The following is a 15,147-nucleotide window of genomic DNA, read 5'->3' on the forward strand; positions in this document are numbered from 1 at the left end:
TCTATTCATCTCCTTTTGTAATTGGTGTAGTATTTAGTACCTTTCTAGGTTTACTCCCTTCATCCGGGCCAACAACGCCCCTTGCTTCTAATGTTTCCATTAATCTAGATGCTCTATTAAAGCCTATTCTAAAATATCTTTGTAACATAGATATAGAGAGTTTGTCTTTACCGTTTGCTAAGTTAATTGCTTCAACAACGAGTTCATCCTCATCTGAGCTTTCAATGGCAACGGGTGGTGCTACAATGCTTTCAATAACAGATTCTTCATATTGAGCTGTTCTTGTATTTTTAACAGCCTCTACAATACTTTCAACTTCTTGATCAGAAACAAAAGCCCCTTGAATACGTAAAGGCTTTGATTCACCAATTGGGCAGAACAGCATATCTCCCTTACCTAAGAGTTTCTCTGCACCATTAGTATCTAGTATGGTTCTTGAGTCAATACCAGATGATACAGCAAAGGCAAGTCTTGAAGGAATATTGGCTTTAATAACCCCTGTGATAACGTCTACTGAAGGACGTTGGGTTGCAATAACTAAGTGAATACCAGCAGCACGTGCCATTTGCGCTAAACGACAAATCGCATCTTCTACTTCTTTTGCGGCTGTCATCATAAGGTCTGCAAGCTCATCGATGATAATGATAATGCTTGGCATTTTTTGTGATGGGTCTGTTACCTTGTTATTATACCCTTTCATATCACGTACATTATTATCGGCAAAGAGTTGATAACGTTTGGTCATCTCATTTACTGCCCAGCAAAGTGCACCGGCAGCTTTCTTTGGATCAGTTACAACAGGAATCAAAAGATGCGGAATCCCATTATAAACATTAAGTTCTACTACTTTAGGATCAATCATAATTAGTTTAACTTCATCTGGAGAAGCCTTATAGAGAATGCTTGTAATCAGTGTATTGATACAAACACTTTTTCCTGAACCAGTGGCACCAGCTATGAGAATATGTGGCATTTTACCAATATCCGCAACGATTGGTTTACCACCTATGTCTTTCCCTAAGGCAAAAGCAAGTTTAGATGGAAAAGCTGTAAATTGGTCTGTATCGATGACATCACGTAAATAAACAATTTCACTAGATTCATTAGGTACTTCAATCCCTACAGCAGCTTTCCCTGGAATAGGTGCTTCAATACGTATACCTGATGCTGCTAAGTTTAAGGCGATATCATCTGCTAGATTAACTATCTTACTAACTTTAACCCCTTGTTTAGGTTGAAGTTCATAACGTGTAACTGTTGGACCTTTATGAATTTGTGTTACTTTTGCTTCTACGCCAAAGCTTAAAAGAGTTTCTTCTAGCTTCTTCGCATTCCCTAAGGAAGCACGAGAACTGCTTTTTTGTGCTGTTGCCTCACTTTTCTTAAGTAATTGAATAGAAGGAAATGTATAAGGTATTTCATGGTGTAAAGAACCATCCATTTCCTCATCTGCATCAAACACACTACTTACAGGCGCTTCAGGATCTGTCATCAGATGTTTCATCTCTTGCTCATGATGATTAGGCTTAGACATAGATTTTTCTACTTCAGGTTCGTTGTAAATCATAGGTTCCTCATAAGTTGTTGCTTCTTCATATGCCTCATTTAATGGAGGTTCTTTTACAGGCTCTACACCTAAGTAAATAGGTGGATGTTCAAATTTAGGTTCTTCAAATCTTGCTTCTTCATAGGTAAGATCTCCTTCTGATACAAGAACTTCTCGTGTAGGTTGCTTAGCCTTCTTCTCTTTTCTAGGTCTACATTCACGATTTGCTAAGGTTTCTTGAATTTTTGATCTAACCTCTTCGAAAGTTTCACCTAGCCAGCTTAGAATAGGAAATCTGGTTGCAATCAAAATCCAAACACCAAAACATACAAAAAGAACAATATAACTCCCTAGTAAACCTAATAAGGTTAAGAAAACTTGTCCAATCAGTGCACCTATGTAACCACCATTTAAATAAGAAGCTGTTTTAAAGTAATCCAAACTCCATAATGCTAAAGTAGAATGATCTCCATAACTTATAAGGTGGAAAAAGCAAACAAGCATGATCAATAATGGAATAGTATAAAATAGGAAATCAAACATTTTGTCTAAACGATGTTTAATATAGTAATATCCCATAATAATCATACCAAAAGGTAAAATATAACCTCCTATTCCAAGTAATCCTATAAACAGTCTTTTAATACCTGTCCCTATAAGACCAACTTGATTGGTAAATACACTTGCAATAATCAAAATACTAAAGCCAATTAAAGTGACCCCTATAACCTCACTTGTTAAGTCAGTACCAAGAGCCTTAGACTTTTGTGTCTTTTTCTTAGATGCTGACGACTTCTTAGTCGTTTTCTTTTTCATATGTATAAACCCCTTTGAACAGTCTACAAGCATAAAGCTTATAAAAAATAATAGATGTATAAAGGAAAAATCCCATATACATCTATCATTATATCATTGAATAATTTTATTGATAAGGCTATTTTGCAATAAAGTTCCAGGTTGGAGCGAATCTACTAAAAAATCTCCAGGATTTGTAGAAAATATTCTATCTAGTATAAACCCTTCTTCTGTTTTACATGCAACCACTTCATAGCCCATATAATCTAAAATATGAAAATCTGGCGATGCTTCTGGTGGTATATAAATAGGTTGAACAGCGTAATGAATCACTACTTATCACCTTCTTTTTCTTCTATCAATTGGTGCAATTTGTGAAGTGCTTCTTTGAGCCCTCCTACTTCATTAATAATTTTTTCTTCTACTGCTTGTTTGCCAACAAGAATAGTTCCCATATCTTTTGCAAGCTTACCTGTATCTAGCATCAATTCTCTAAAACGTTCTGAAGAAATACCAGAATTATTTGATACAAATTCTACAATACGCTCTTGCATTTGATCAAAATACTCAAATGTCTGTGCCACACCTAATACTGTTCCATTCATACGTACAGGATGAATGGTCATGGTTGCACTTGGAGTAATAAAGGCATAGTCACTAGATACTGCAATAGGGACCCCTATAGAATGTGCCCCTCCTAGCACAAGTGAAACGACTGGCTTTTCAAAAGAAGTAATCAGTTCTGCAATCGCAAGCCCTGCTTCTACATCACCACCTACAGTATTAAGTACAACTAGAACACCTTTTATTTTTGGATCATCGGATAAACCTACTAATTGCGGAATAAGATGCTCATATTTTGTTGTCTTATTTTGTGGTGGCATACTTACATGACCTTCTACTTGTCCAATGATTGTAATACAGTGTATACCGCTACCTTCTTCTTTACTTGTAGGGAGTTGTCCAAATTCCTTTATTTCATTGTTGGTATCATTGGCTGAAGTATTTTCATTTTGTTGTGTAGATTCATTTTTTGGTTTGTTTTCTTGAGGTTGTTTTGGTGCATCTTCGTTAAGAAATTGTGATTTTTTCATTAAAATAAGCCTCTCTTTATTTTGCTTTTTAAACTTAGTATGCAAAAAAAAGAGAGGCTTATACATCTAGATATTAAATTCTAAAAGAAGTGCTGTAACGGCACGGCTTACTTGTTCTGATCGAATTAAGCAACCTATTGTTGTTAATGAATCCGCTGTTTGAAGTACTTGGATGCCTTCTTTGTTAAGTGCTTTCATAATACGAGACATAACACCAGGAACACCTGTCATACGTTCTCCAATCACTGTAACTTTACAGCAATCTTCTACCATTGTATATTCATAGCCATCTTTTTTAAGGATTGCTTCTAATTTATTTTTATCTTCGCCGTCAATTGTAAAGACATTATACTCTGGGAAAATATTAATAAGGTCAATACTAATATGCTCTTTAGCCATACATTCTAATAAATCACAGTCTGCATCAAGCTTTTCTGTGATTTTAAATTGAATACGATTCAAACGATGTGCAACACCTGTGATTAATTTAACAGTTTGAGATGGATAACTTTTCTTCACACTTTGTACAATCGCTGTACCTGGCTCATCGCTAAAAGTATTCTTAATAATAAGTGGAATATTGGCACGCATTGCATATTCCACCGCACGTGGATGAATTACCTTAGCACCACTATCTGCCATTTGGAAAATTTCGTTATACGTAATAGCAGGAATAATACTTGCACATTCACTAACTCTTGGATCTGCTGTCATAATACCATCTACATCCGTGTAAATCTCTATAGACTCAGCACCTACTAATCCACCAAGCATTGCTGCTGTTGTATCACTTCCACCACGTCCTAGTGTCGTGATCTCACCTTCTACAGTCATACCTTGGAAACCTGCAACAACTGGAATGATATCTTTTTCTACATATCCTACAAGTGCATCAGATTTTCCATATAAAAGATCTGCACTTTTGTGTACACCATCTGTAATAATACCACTTTGGCCACCTGTTAGTGCAACTGCATCATAACCTGCTGCTTGAAGCATCGTTGCAATCGTAACGGCTGAGATGATTTCTCCACAAGAAAGAAGTAAATCATATTCTCTATCTTTGATTTCACCCGCCTCATCTTTTACAAATTGTAAAAGGGTATCTGTAGCATATGGTGATGGCACTCTTCCCATTGCCGAAACCACAACAACAGGTGATTTTCCTTCTTTTTTTGCTTTAAGTATCTTTTGTATAACCTGGCCCCTTGCCTCTGGTGTAGCAACTGAGGTTCCCCCGAATTTTTGAACGATGATATTCATAGTCTGTAATCCTTTCAAGAAAAATTAGCTCATTATCATATATATTATGACAATAAAAAAAGTAGAATCACTCTACTTTTCTTGTACAAATTGTTCTAATGCTTTTGCAAGTTGATCTGGACAAGATGTTCCACGTCCACGGCAGTCAATACCTTTAAGGCGTTCAATTGCTTCACTAACTTCCATCCCTTTAATTAGAGCAGCTACACCATGTGTATTACCTGGGCACCCATTAATAAATTGTACTGATTTAATCATATTATTTTCTACTTCAAATTGAATTTCGCTCGCACATACACCTTTTGTTTTAAAGCTTTCCATTATTCCACTCCTTAAATACCTATTTTTCTTAAAAAGTATAACATATTTACTTAAGGAAAAAAATAAAAAGATAAAAAAAAAGTGGCCCCCGCCACTTTTTTACTTTTGAATAGAAGGGTCCCTACGCCTTCTATTCGTATCCGATCATATTTTGACTAAATAGCATAAACCCATTACGTTTTTACTTTTGTTACATTTATTTGTTACAAGTGTGCTCAGATATCTGTAGCTAAAATATACCATAGGGATTATCACCATTCAATACTTCTGACATGATTGGACCAAAATCATACATAATTAGACTGTTTTAGTAAGAGGAAGAAAGATTTGAACATTAAAAGTTGTTGCATTATAGTCCACTTTCATTTCTCCCTCATACTTCTCTATAACATGACGTACATTGGATAAACCTATTCCATGTCCTGTTGAAGACGTCTTTGTTGTTATAAATCTTCCATTTTTCTCAATAATATTACCATTGCAGCTATTCATCACTTCAATAGCTATATACTGTTTGATCTGTTTAGTAATAATGAGAATTTCACGACTTTTAATATCATTTTTTCGGCAGGCTTCAATGGCATTATCAATTAAATTACTATAGATGACACATAAATCTATATCTTGTATGGCATTTAGAAGCTGTCCATCCACTTTCATGACCATGCTTATATCATAAGCTAACGCCATACCATACTTATCTGTTAAAATCGCATCTATAATAAGATGCCCAGTTCTAATCTGTCCACGCAACGTAGCAATATCTTTCTCTAAAGAATGTAAATACTGATTAGCTTCAGTGCTATACCCTTCACGAATTAAATCGTGAACACATTGGAGATGGTTATGAATATCGTGCCAAATACGTCTAGTGGCCTCTTCCTTAGCTTCTTGGTTACGATAAAACTCATACTGTTGTTTAACATTTTCTTGACACATTAAATAAAATTGTTTCTCACGTTCATTCTTTATTAAAGTATCAAATACAGACCACGTTAAAATATTCACTAATAATAGCCCAATACTTATAAGTACTGAACTCACTGCATTAGCCACATTAAAACTTATACTTTGTATATTACATTGAATGACTAAATCAATCGTATAAAGGGTAATAATAGGTGCTACATGTAAAACAAGTTCTACAGGTGTAAAGCCCTTTTCCTTACGTTTTACAATACGGTAAATGGTATTAATCACCATAAAGCAAATGACCTTGCTCCCTATACCCATTAATGTCCAATAAGTTTCGTAAACAAGAGATGCTGGGGGATACAGTAATCTATATTTACCAAACAACATAATAGCAGCTACATCACTCAGAGAAATTATAATACCACATAATGCTACAACCAAAAGTCTCTTTCCAATACTTCCATTATAAAGTAATAAATGAAAAAGAAAAAAACAAGTTAAGACACTCAAAGCCGTTATAGGAGATGGCCCTATTACAATATTACACATACCCATCACTAAAATAATTAAGCCTATAGCTATTATTAATTGCCATTTATTAACGTCTTCTTTATTTTTCTCTTCTAGTAAAAGGTTTGCAATTCTACAAGAAACAACCAATTCAACTAAGCCTACTACTACTGTCCCAAGCTTTAAAAGGATGATTATATTCATGGTGTTCCTCCTAAATAGTGCATAAATCTTACTTTTACTTCTTTTTGTTTATACTTACTTAGAAAGACAGTTTGTCCATTTTCTAAAAAAACTTCATTTCCTTTAATCAGCTTTAACCTTGCCATATTTACAAGAAAACTACGATGGGTACGTATAAAACCAGACTTTAAAAGTTTTTCTTCCAGTGTATTAATATTATATTGGCATGTATACTGTTCACCATCTAAATAGATATTCGTCTTACGTATATTACTTTCTATATAATAGATATCTTTAAGCTTGAGTCTTAAATCTCCGCCAGTTGTAGGAAAAATAAAGGCGGGTTCATCATCTACTTGAATATGATTCATAATATCTTGCAACGTATGTATAAAGTCTATATGCTGTATAGGCTTTATAATATAGTCATAGGCGTGGATCTTATATCCTTCTAATGCATGACTTGTATCAGATGTAACAAAAATTATCATGACCTTTTCATCAATTGTACGAACATGTTTAGCTAATTCAATACCTGTCATTCCACCCATATAAACATCTAAGAACAATACATGGTAATGGGCACCATCCCATTGTTCTAAAAATGCTTCACCACTTGCATAGTCATCGACGCTAAGCTCTGCGCCTCTTTCTGCGGCAAATGCTGTAATATATCGCCGTAATTTTGCTCGCTCCTGCGAATCATCTTCGCAAATTGCAATTTTTATCATGTCTCTCACCATCTAGTCAAATTTTTTCAATTAACATTATAATTAAATCGTTTTCAAAAGTAAAGAAAAAGAGACTTTAGGTTCTAGCCTAAAATCTCTTTTTCTTTTCAAAACTCTTACACTTTATTTCATCTGTGGTGTGACCTATGCCTTGTTGCCTCTGGCATTCATGCACATGATACTCAACCATACGATTATCATGTGTGTAATAATGATAACGATTTTCCATATAATGCTTACAACCTATACATTGTTTTTTTTCAATGCATTGTTTCATGCTCTTCCCCCTGACCATTTAAACTCTAATAATATATTTATAATAAGCGTTATATTTTTAGACCAATCTTTTGGGGAAAGTTAAAATTATTTTATTTTCATAGGGATACCAGAAACTAAGAAATAAACTTCCTCAGCTTCTCTTGCTAAAAGTTGATTAATGCGTCCAGCAATATCTCTAAAAATACTACCTAAACGGTAGGCTGGTACGATGCCTAACCCTACTTCATTAGATACGAGAATAAATGCCTTGTTGGCCTTTTTACAGGCAGAAACAAATGCTAATACCTGTTTTGTAATATCTTGTTCCATTTGATCAATTGTGCCGCGATCGACATGATCAAAGTCTACCTGATATTCTAATAATAAGTTACTAACCATTAAAGTTACACAATCCATCATTACTACATTTGCCCCAATAAAATCAGGCTGTTCACTTAATGTCTCAAAATCTTTGTATTGCTCTAATGTATGCCAGTGACTGGGACGTGAAGCTTGATGTTTCTTGATACGGTCCTTCATGTCCTCATCAAAAGCAATAGATGTTGCCACATAAAGTACATCTCCACCTAATGTTTCATTAAGTACTCTTGCCTTTTCTTCAGCATATGAGCTTTTGCCACTTCTGGCGCCTCCTAATATAAGAATCATCTTAAGCCTCCTTCTCATTTGCTCTAGGAACAACATAAGTATTCCCATGATCGTGAATAATCTTTAGACGATGATGATACACTTGTTGTAGTATCTCACTTTCTAATACCTCTTGTCTAGATGCAGCAAGGAGCACCTCTCCCTCTTTGAGTAAAACAATTTCATCACAATATTGAAAAGCTAAATTCAAATCATGAATCACCATAATAATGGTCAATTGATGTTGATCTTTAATAGTCTTTAGTCGATTTAACAACTCTACACTATTATGCACATCTAGCATAGAAATAGGCTCATCCAATAAAAGTATAGGTGTCTCTTGGGCTAAAGCACGGCCAATAAAAACTTTCTGAGCTTCTCCTCCACTTAAGTTAAGCATAGAACGCTCACGTAGCTTTTCTAATGATAATTCATGAATAATACGTTCAATCACTATTTCATCAGCTTTTGTTGTATGTCCCATATAATCTAAATAAGGATAACGTCCCATAGCGATCATTTCTTCAACTGTAAAGTCTAGATCTCTTGGATTTTCTTGAAAAACAAAGCTACACTGTTTGGCATATTCTTTGACTTTTACTTTCGTGACATCTTGATCTTTTAAAAACACTGTAGAGGAAGAAGGTTCAATAATACGCATCATATGCTTAAGTAATGTACTTTTCCCTGCACCATTAGGTCCAATAATGCCGTAGATCGTATGCGGTTTAAAAGTTAAAGATATGTCCTTTAAAATAGGTTTATCTCCAATCTGATAAGACAAATTTTGAACCTTAATCATAGCATGCTCCTTTTACGTTCTTTATAAATTAAATACATAAAGTATGGGGCACCAAATAAGGAGGTAATAATCCCTATTGGAATTTCCGAAGACCCAAGTAGTGCCCTAGATAGATTATCACAACATAGAACAAAAATCATGCCTAATAGCCCCGTAATGGGTAATGTCTTACGATAATTTGCTCCAAATAAAAGTCTTACCATATGTGGAATAATAAGCCCTACAAAACCAATGGTTCCTGTAAAACTTACGGTTGTCGCAATAAGTAAGCTACTTAGAATCAAGAAAACTTTTCTAAGTTTTAACACATCTACCCCCATAGCTTTGGCTGCATCTTCTCCCATCAATAACAAGTTAAGTTCTTTACGATAAAAGAAGAAACAACACAAAATAGGAAAGGTAAGAAGACTTAGTAATAAAACACGTGGGTAAGAGGCTCCACTAAGTGAGCCCATTCCCCAAGCAAATAAGGTTAAGTTTTTATTATCCGAATAGGTTCTTATTAAAGATAAGATAGCTGAAAAGAAATAATTAATGGCAAGACCTGATAATAGAAGCCTAATGGTAGACGTCTTCCCTTTTGTCCCTGCTAGGGTATTGACAAGTATATTGGCAACTAATGCACCTAAAAATGCATAGAGAGGTGAAAACCCGCCTAACATAAAGCCAATTCCAGCGCCTAATGAAGCCCCTGATGAAATTCCTAGCATAAAAGGGTCCGCCATATCATTTTTAAATAAGGCTTGATAAATCGCGCCAGTTACAGCTAAATTGATTCCTGTTAAAAGGGCCATTAAAATACGTGGAATACGCAATTGGATAATCACCATTAACTGCCCAGCATCCACTAACTCTTTATAGTCTCCTCCGAGTAAACTATAAAATAATACTTTACATACATCAAAAGGATGGATTCTAGAAGCTCCAATTGCAATAGAAAGAATGGCAAGCACAAGGGTTACTACCGCAAGGATGCCATAAATTTTATAAAAGGTCTTGGCACTTTGTGGTTTTTTCATAACCGTCACACACTATTGTAATTCTGGATTAATGATTTGAGCAAGTTTGCTGAAAGCTTCTGCAAGACGAGGACCTTGTCTTGATATCATATCTTGATTAATTTCATAAATATGTCCTTCTTGTACTGCACGTAAATCTTTGTAGAACTCTGTTGTTTCAAAAGCTTCTTTAAGACCATTTCCAGCTGGTACAATAATCATATCTGGATCACCTTCTACGATTTTTTCTTTTGAGATACTCCATCCTTCTACATCTTTAGCAACGTTATCACCACCTGCTAATGTAATCATTTCACCAATAAATGTATCACCACCTGCTGTTGAGTCGCTATCTCCATACCATACTGCATAGTAAACGCGAGGTTTAACTTCTTTATTTAAAGCATTAACTTTATTCATCGTTTCTTCAATTTGTGCTTTCATTCCTGCAACAACTTGTTCAGCTTCTTTTGTACGACCTACAAGTAAACCAATATTTTCGATTGCTGAATAAGTGCCTTCAAAGTTTTCTTGTTCATTTAAGAATGCTACTGGAATATTTACTTCTCTTAATTTGCTAATGACTTCATCTGAAACATGAGTAGATGCTACAACAAGATCAGGTTGTAGGGCAACAATTGTTTCAACGTTTGGATTTGATGTGCCTCCTACATCTTGTGCCTCTGTAATAGCTTCTGGATAGTTACAGTATTTCGTACGACCTACTACTTTATCTGTTACATCAAGAGCACCTAAGATTTCTGTTGTGCTTGGTGCTAATGAAACGATTTTTTGTGGTTCTTCATTTAATGTAATTGTTGTACCTGTAGAATCTACAATACTTACTGGGTAAGTGGCTACTTCTGGGGTACTTTCTTCTACTGATGTATCTTCTGCACTGTCTTGTGCTGTTTCATTTTGTACAGGTGTTGGTTGTTCATTACTTGTACAACCTACTAAACTTAAACTAATGCAACTTGCAATAAGGAATGCTTGTAAAAATTTTCTTTTTTTCATGGGATATGTCCTCCTAAGATGTAATAAATTATTTAAATAAAATGGAATAAATTGTTTCGAGGTCTAAATGATCTCTTAATAAATTAGCTAATTGACTATATTGACTTTCTTTAAAAGCAGCATAATCGGTATGTGTACTTCCAGCAAGCTTAATGCTGTCTGCTCCAAGCCCTTTGGCACAGGCTAGTGCATTTAAAAATGGGAGTGTAAAGCTGAGTTTGTCAAAAATACCATGTATATAAGTACCATAAACCAATGCATCTGGATCATGATAACCCTCTATACGATGGTCTGCACTTCCTAATGTTTCGTTTAATGCCACAAAAGGTACAAGACTTTCATCATACCAAATGGTTTGACCCATGTGAATTTCATACCCTTCTATCGGTTGGTTTAAACACCCTTTTAAATGGCCCTTGTCACTTACTATATATCCCTTTACTTGTGTCATGGTCTTTTCAGTTTCAAATTGTGTATCAATAGATAGAAGATTTAGACCTTCTACTTCTCTTATGGTTGTTTCCATTAAGCTTGGATTATACAACTTACGACCTAGCATCTGATAACCGCCACAAATACCAAACAATGTTTTACCTGCTGCTTTATGCCTATGTAAAATAGGCACAAAACCTTCCTCTTTCAAGAAGTTCAAGTCATCGATTGTGTTTTTTGATCCTGGCAAAATGATTAAGTCTGCATCTTCTAGCTCATGAGGCTTGGATGCATAACTTACAGCTACTCCTTCTAAAGCAAATAGTCGATTAAAATCTGTAAAATTAGAAAGATGTGGAAGCCTTATAATCTTAATAATAAGTTTTTCTTCTAGTGTACTTGGATGTTGCTCAAAAACAGTACTTACACTATCTTCGTCTTCTAAAGCTAATTTAAAGTAAGGGATCACACCTAAAACTGGAATATGAATGATATCTTCTAACATCTTAAGTCCTGGCTTTAAGATTTCAAGATCACCTCTAAACTTATTAATGACAACACCTTTAACACGTTTACGTTCTTCTTCAGATAAAAGCATAAGGGTTCCAACTAAAGACGCAAATACGCCTCCCTTATCAATATCGCCAATTAAAATTACTGGGGAGTCAATAAGTTCTGCCATCCCCATATTAACGATATCTCCTTCTCTTAAATTGATTTCTGCCGGACTACCTGCCCCCTCTAAAACAACCACATCAAAATCATCTTCTAATTTTTCATATAATGTTTTAAGACGCTTTTTAAGTTCTGGCTTAAACTGTTGATATTCCATAGCTGTCATATCTTTAAAAACTTCACCTTCGATAATATATTGCGCTTTCATATCACCAGTTGGTTTAATCAGTATAGGATTCATAAGTGCATGGGGCTTAATACCAGCGGCTTCTGCCTGCATCACTTGTGCTCTCCCCATTTCTTTACCTTCTTCAGTAATATAAGAGTTCAAACTCATATTTTGTGATTTGTAAGGTGTTACCTTATATCCATCTTCATGAAGTACACGACATAGTCCTGCGACTAGTACACTTTTTCCAACAGATGAAGCTGTTCCTTGAAACATCACTCTCGGTTTATGCATATAATTCTCCTTTAATTTTTTACAATAAAAAAAGTTAGCAGAATATTCCTTCTACTAACTTGAATAGGCGTACAGAATTAACTTGTAAAGCATACGTCTTTCCCTCCGAAAGAATACGTTTAACTTATAAGGCAGGTCTCCTGGCTCGTAGTTCATCCTCCGGTGGCCTTACCATAAGTAACCTTACAGTGGCATTTTCACCTTCGTCCCTAGTAACAGTAGCGGGGGCTGCAGCTTTTAACTTTCCCTATTAAGCTTTTTCAAGCACCTTATAAGTGGATTATTATTGATATTGTCGGCTTATCATTACATATATTTACCAACTTGTCAAGTATGTATTACTGTTTATTCATGCGTATAAAGATAATCATGTACATAATAAAAGCAAAAATCAAAACACCCATTGTTATTAAGATCAATAGGTTAACAACAGTTGTACTAAGCATTGGTACTGCGATTAAAAAAATCATTGCAAAATAAAATACTGCAGTAGAAACTTTTCCATACCATAGTGCGCCATTTAACTTTTTACCTTTACGATATAAGAATAAACAACTTAAACCTTGTGTCACTTCTTTTACAACAAAAATGATTGTTAACAAGAACGCCATATTGTAACGAAAAACAAGACACAGCACAATGGACGCTTGTGTAAGTTTATCTGCTAATGGATCAATAAATTTACCGAGTTCTGTGACTTGGTTGTACCTTCTAGCAATAAAGCCATCTAAAAAATCTGTTATTCCAGATAAAACTAAGATGCCAGCAGCTATTAAGCAATCTGTGGTCGTTGTCGCAGTAAAATAAGTCCAAATAAAAAGTGGAATCATTATAAGCCGCAAGTAACTTAAAAGGTTAGGAATACTTAAGGCTTCTTGTAAAAATTTTTCTTTTTTCATCTTATAAACTCCCCTTTTAGTATATTCCTTAAAACGGTATTTTATACTTTATTTTAAATAAGCCTATTATTATAGTATAAAAGGTATTCCTTAAGTTAGCAAGCTTAGCTTAAAGAATACCTTTTTACTGACTTTATTGAGCTTTAAAACTTGAACAACATGTTTCCACGTATGCGGCTGCATTTCCTGAACCTTCTACAGCAATACAATCTAACATGCATTGATCATTTTTATGATGTACACAAGTTGCAACAGTACAACTTACAGCTTTACAAGCTGATTTGTAAGCAGTATGTTCTGCTAAATTACTATAAGCATCTTCATTTAAAAAAGTACCACAACAAGTTGCTTCATCTACAACCGCTGCTTGTCCGCCAATTGCTACACGTTCTGCATAGCATACATGATCTTTATTGTAGGAACAGTTTGATACACTACATTTTACTTTTGTCATTGTAATCCTCCTAGCTGAAATAACGGTCTAATAATCCTTTGAAAGCACACCCATGACGTGCTTCATCTTTAGCCATTTCATGAACAGTGTCATGAATTGCATCAAGATTTTGTTGTTTAGCAAGTGTAGCAAGTTTTTTCTTACCATCACATGCACCATATTCTGCTTCAACACGTACTTGTAAATTTGCTTTTGTATCTGCTTTAACGACTTCACCTAAAAGTTCTGCAAATTTAGATGCATGCTCTGCTTCTTCATAGGCAATACGTTTATAAGCTTCTGCAACTTCTGGATAACCTTCACGATCAGCTTGACGGCTCATAGCAAGATACATTCCCACTTCAGTACATTCACCCATGAAGTTTGCACGTAATCCTTCTATAATCTCTGGATCGATTCCTTCAGCTACACCGATACGGTGTTCATCAGACCAAGCAAGCTGTTCACCCATGGCTTCGAACTTACTAGCTGGTGCATTACAAATTGGACATTTTTCTGGTGGCTGGTCTCCTTCATGGATATAGCCACAAATTGTACAAACATATTTTTTCATTTGTGTGCCTCCTAACTTATTAACAATCATAATTAGTATGGCTAAGAGATTATTTAATATACTTCATTCGTTGAATTTACATTTTCAGTTGTTGCTGCTATCTCAGCTATTAGAGATTCATCACGCTTAGTATTCCCTATAAATTCAAAGTCTTCTAGAAGGACTTTTGTTGCATAAACTCTGTCGTCTTCTTTGTTTGTATAGCTATAACTCATTAGTTTTCCATGTACAATTAAAGAGGTTCCTTTTACCCCATATTTCACTAAAAGTTTTGCTTTTTGTCTAAAAGCAACTACATCAATAAAGTAGGTCTTTTGATCCTTTTTAGCCTTTTTGTCATCAACTGCTAAAGTAAATTGAACATAAGGTGTTTGTGTTTCTTTGCCTTCTTTTAACTCTAAATCCTTTGTAAGATTGCCAAGTAAATGAACTTGATTCATAGATAACCTCCTAAAATTTTTTAAGAGTATATCCCATTTTTAATGTTTTATACAATTTTTAGTCTTATATTTTATTAGCTTGTCACACAAAGTTATATTATTCATATAATATGAGCAAAAGGGCCACTCTTAGTTTTTACTTTGAGGGAC

The 15,147-nt window shown here is 34.8% G+C and carries 17 protein-coding genes and 1 riboswitch; all 17 genes read right to left on the minus strand.

What is annotated here, in order from left to right; genetic code table 11:
* Position 1 precedes the first annotated feature (1 nt).
* The 17 genes from PBV87_RS02710 to PBV87_RS02790 all read right to left on the minus strand — a co-directional run bounded on the left by PBV87_RS02710 (position 2) and on the right by PBV87_RS02790 (position 14,997).
* Positions 2 to 2,362 (minus strand): FtsK/SpoIIIE family DNA translocase, encoded by a 2,361-nt coding sequence (locus PBV87_RS02710; protein WP_271011058.1) that lies wholly within the window; start codon positions 2,360 to 2,362, stop codon positions 2 to 4.
* A 93-nt stretch (positions 2,363 to 2,455) separates the two neighbouring features.
* Complete coding sequence (locus tag PBV87_RS02715; protein ID WP_053984967.1) at positions 2,456 to 2,674, minus strand: YlzJ-like family protein; 219 nt, start codon at positions 2,672 to 2,674, stop codon at positions 2,456 to 2,458.
* Positions 2,674 to 3,435, minus strand: a complete 762-nt coding sequence (locus tag PBV87_RS02720) for a ClpP family protease (protein ID WP_271011059.1) — start codon at positions 3,433 to 3,435, stop codon at positions 2,674 to 2,676. Before PBV87_RS02720 ends, PBV87_RS02715 begins: the two co-directional genes overlap by 1 nt.
* A 66-nt stretch (positions 3,436 to 3,501) precedes the next feature.
* Entirely contained in the window at positions 3,502 to 4,698 is a 1,197-nt protein-coding gene (gene dapG / locus PBV87_RS02725; protein ID WP_271011060.1) for an aspartate kinase, read from the minus strand.
* A 72-nt stretch (positions 4,699 to 4,770) separates the two neighbouring features.
* Positions 4,771 to 5,019 (minus strand): TIGR03905 family TSCPD domain-containing protein, encoded by a 249-nt coding sequence (locus tag PBV87_RS02730; protein ID WP_053984969.1) that lies wholly within the window; start codon positions 5,017 to 5,019, stop codon positions 4,771 to 4,773.
* A 297-nt stretch (positions 5,020 to 5,316) separates the two neighbouring features.
* The gene (locus PBV87_RS02735; protein WP_271011061.1) at positions 5,317 to 6,648 is read right to left on the minus strand and encodes a sensor histidine kinase; all 1,332 of its coding nucleotides are present in this window, start codon (positions 6,646 to 6,648) and stop codon (positions 5,317 to 5,319) included.
* Complete coding sequence (locus tag PBV87_RS02740) at positions 6,645 to 7,358, minus strand: LytR/AlgR family response regulator transcription factor (protein ID WP_053984971.1); 714 nt, start codon at positions 7,356 to 7,358, stop codon at positions 6,645 to 6,647. Before PBV87_RS02740 ends, PBV87_RS02735 begins: the two co-directional genes overlap by 4 nt.
* 88 nt (positions 7,359 to 7,446) lie before the next feature.
* Entirely contained in the window at positions 7,447 to 7,635 is a 189-nt protein-coding gene (locus PBV87_RS02745; RefSeq protein WP_271011062.1) for a hypothetical protein, read from the minus strand.
* 86 nt (positions 7,636 to 7,721) lie between these two features.
* Positions 7,722 to 8,285 (minus strand): bifunctional adenosylcobinamide kinase/adenosylcobinamide-phosphate guanylyltransferase, encoded by a 564-nt coding sequence (gene cobU / locus PBV87_RS02750; RefSeq protein WP_242847678.1) that lies wholly within the window; start codon positions 8,283 to 8,285, stop codon positions 7,722 to 7,724.
* 1 nt (position 8,286) lies between these two features.
* Positions 8,287 to 9,066 carry an ABC transporter ATP-binding protein gene (locus PBV87_RS02755; protein WP_271011063.1) on the minus strand — a complete coding sequence of 260 codons (780 nt, stop codon included), beginning with the start codon at positions 9,064 to 9,066 and terminating at the stop codon, positions 8,287 to 8,289.
* Positions 9,063 to 10,085, minus strand: a complete 1,023-nt coding sequence (locus tag PBV87_RS02760) for a FecCD family ABC transporter permease (RefSeq protein WP_053984974.1) — start codon at positions 10,083 to 10,085, stop codon at positions 9,063 to 9,065. Before PBV87_RS02760 ends, PBV87_RS02755 begins: the two co-directional genes overlap by 4 nt.
* Positions 10,086 to 10,097: 12 nt before the next feature.
* Positions 10,098 to 11,081 carry an ABC transporter substrate-binding protein gene (locus PBV87_RS02765; RefSeq protein WP_271011064.1) on the minus strand — a complete coding sequence of 328 codons (984 nt, stop codon included), beginning with the start codon at positions 11,079 to 11,081 and terminating at the stop codon, positions 10,098 to 10,100.
* Between the two features lie 28 nt (positions 11,082 to 11,109).
* The gene (locus PBV87_RS02770) at positions 11,110 to 12,651 is read right to left on the minus strand and encodes a cobyric acid synthase (protein WP_053984976.1); all 1,542 of its coding nucleotides are present in this window, start codon (positions 12,649 to 12,651) and stop codon (positions 11,110 to 11,112) included.
* A gap of 113 nt (positions 12,652 to 12,764) precedes the next feature.
* Positions 12,765 to 12,938: riboswitch (cobalamin riboswitch) on the minus strand.
* A 51-nt stretch (positions 12,939 to 12,989) separates the two neighbouring features.
* Positions 12,990 to 13,550: a CDP-alcohol phosphatidyltransferase family protein gene (locus PBV87_RS02775; protein ID WP_271011065.1), complete on the minus strand. Its 561-nt coding sequence runs from the start codon at positions 13,548 to 13,550 to the stop codon at positions 12,990 to 12,992.
* Positions 13,551 to 13,683: 133 nt separating this feature from the next.
* Complete coding sequence (locus PBV87_RS02780; RefSeq protein WP_053984978.1) at positions 13,684 to 14,004, minus strand: DUF1540 domain-containing protein; 321 nt, start codon at positions 14,002 to 14,004, stop codon at positions 13,684 to 13,686.
* A 10-nt stretch (positions 14,005 to 14,014) separates the two neighbouring features.
* The gene (locus PBV87_RS02785; RefSeq protein ID WP_271011066.1) at positions 14,015 to 14,557 is read right to left on the minus strand and encodes an NADH peroxidase; all 543 of its coding nucleotides are present in this window, start codon (positions 14,555 to 14,557) and stop codon (positions 14,015 to 14,017) included.
* A 53-nt stretch (positions 14,558 to 14,610) separates the two neighbouring features.
* A complete protein-coding gene (locus PBV87_RS02790) occupies positions 14,611 to 14,997 on the minus strand; it encodes a single-stranded DNA-binding protein (RefSeq protein WP_053985042.1) in 387 nt (128 codons plus the stop codon).
* Between the last annotated feature and the right edge of the window lie 150 nt (positions 14,998 to 15,147).

It is taken from the genome of Holtiella tumoricola, assembly GCF_027857615.1.
Classification (GTDB): Bacteria; Bacillota; Clostridia; order Lachnospirales; family Cellulosilyticaceae; genus Holtiella; species Holtiella tumoricola.

What these genes read in the sequence shown, in the direction of transcription:
- PBV87_RS02710 (WP_271011058.1), bottom strand. Translation starts at nt 2,362, where the DNA reads ATGAAAAAGAAAACGACTAAGAAGTCGTCAGCATCTAAGAAAAAGACA.
- PBV87_RS02720 (WP_271011059.1), bottom strand. Translation starts at nt 3,435, where the DNA reads ATGAAAAAATCACAATTTCTTAACGAAGATGCACCAAAACAACCTCAA.
- dapG (WP_271011060.1), bottom strand. Translation starts at nt 4,698, where the DNA reads ATGAATATCATCGTTCAAAAATTCGGGGGAACCTCAGTTGCTACACCA.
- PBV87_RS02730 (WP_053984969.1), bottom strand. Translation starts at nt 5,019, where the DNA reads ATGGAAAGCTTTAAAACAAAAGGTGTATGTGCGAGCGAAATTCAATTT.
- PBV87_RS02735 (WP_271011061.1), bottom strand. Translation starts at nt 6,648, where the DNA reads ATGAATATAATCATCCTTTTAAAGCTTGGGACAGTAGTAGTAGGCTTA.
- PBV87_RS02740 (WP_053984971.1), bottom strand. Translation starts at nt 7,358, where the DNA reads ATGATAAAAATTGCAATTTGCGAAGATGATTCGCAGGAGCGAGCAAAA.
- PBV87_RS02745 (WP_271011062.1), bottom strand. Translation starts at nt 7,635, where the DNA reads ATGAAACAATGCATTGAAAAAAAACAATGTATAGGTTGTAAGCATTAT.
- cobU (WP_242847678.1), bottom strand. Translation starts at nt 8,285, where the DNA reads ATGATTCTTATATTAGGAGGCGCCAGAAGTGGCAAAAGCTCATATGCT.
- PBV87_RS02755 (WP_271011063.1), bottom strand. Translation starts at nt 9,066, where the DNA reads ATGATTAAGGTTCAAAATTTGTCTTATCAGATTGGAGATAAACCTATT.
- PBV87_RS02760 (WP_053984974.1), bottom strand. Translation starts at nt 10,085, where the DNA reads ATGAAAAAACCACAAAGTGCCAAGACCTTTTATAAAATTTATGGCATC.
- PBV87_RS02765 (WP_271011064.1), bottom strand. Translation starts at nt 11,081, where the DNA reads ATGAAAAAAAGAAAATTTTTACAAGCATTCCTTATTGCAAGTTGCATT.
- PBV87_RS02770 (WP_053984976.1), bottom strand. Translation starts at nt 12,651, where the DNA reads ATGCATAAACCGAGAGTGATGTTTCAAGGAACAGCTTCATCTGTTGGA.
- PBV87_RS02775 (WP_271011065.1), bottom strand. Translation starts at nt 13,550, where the DNA reads ATGAAAAAAGAAAAATTTTTACAAGAAGCCTTAAGTATTCCTAACCTT.
- PBV87_RS02780 (WP_053984978.1), bottom strand. Translation starts at nt 14,004, where the DNA reads ATGACAAAAGTAAAATGTAGTGTATCAAACTGTTCCTACAATAAAGAT.
- PBV87_RS02785 (WP_271011066.1), bottom strand. Translation starts at nt 14,557, where the DNA reads ATGAAAAAATATGTTTGTACAATTTGTGGCTATATCCATGAAGGAGAC.
- PBV87_RS02790 (WP_053985042.1), bottom strand. Translation starts at nt 14,997, where the DNA reads ATGAATCAAGTTCATTTACTTGGCAATCTTACAAAGGATTTAGAGTTA.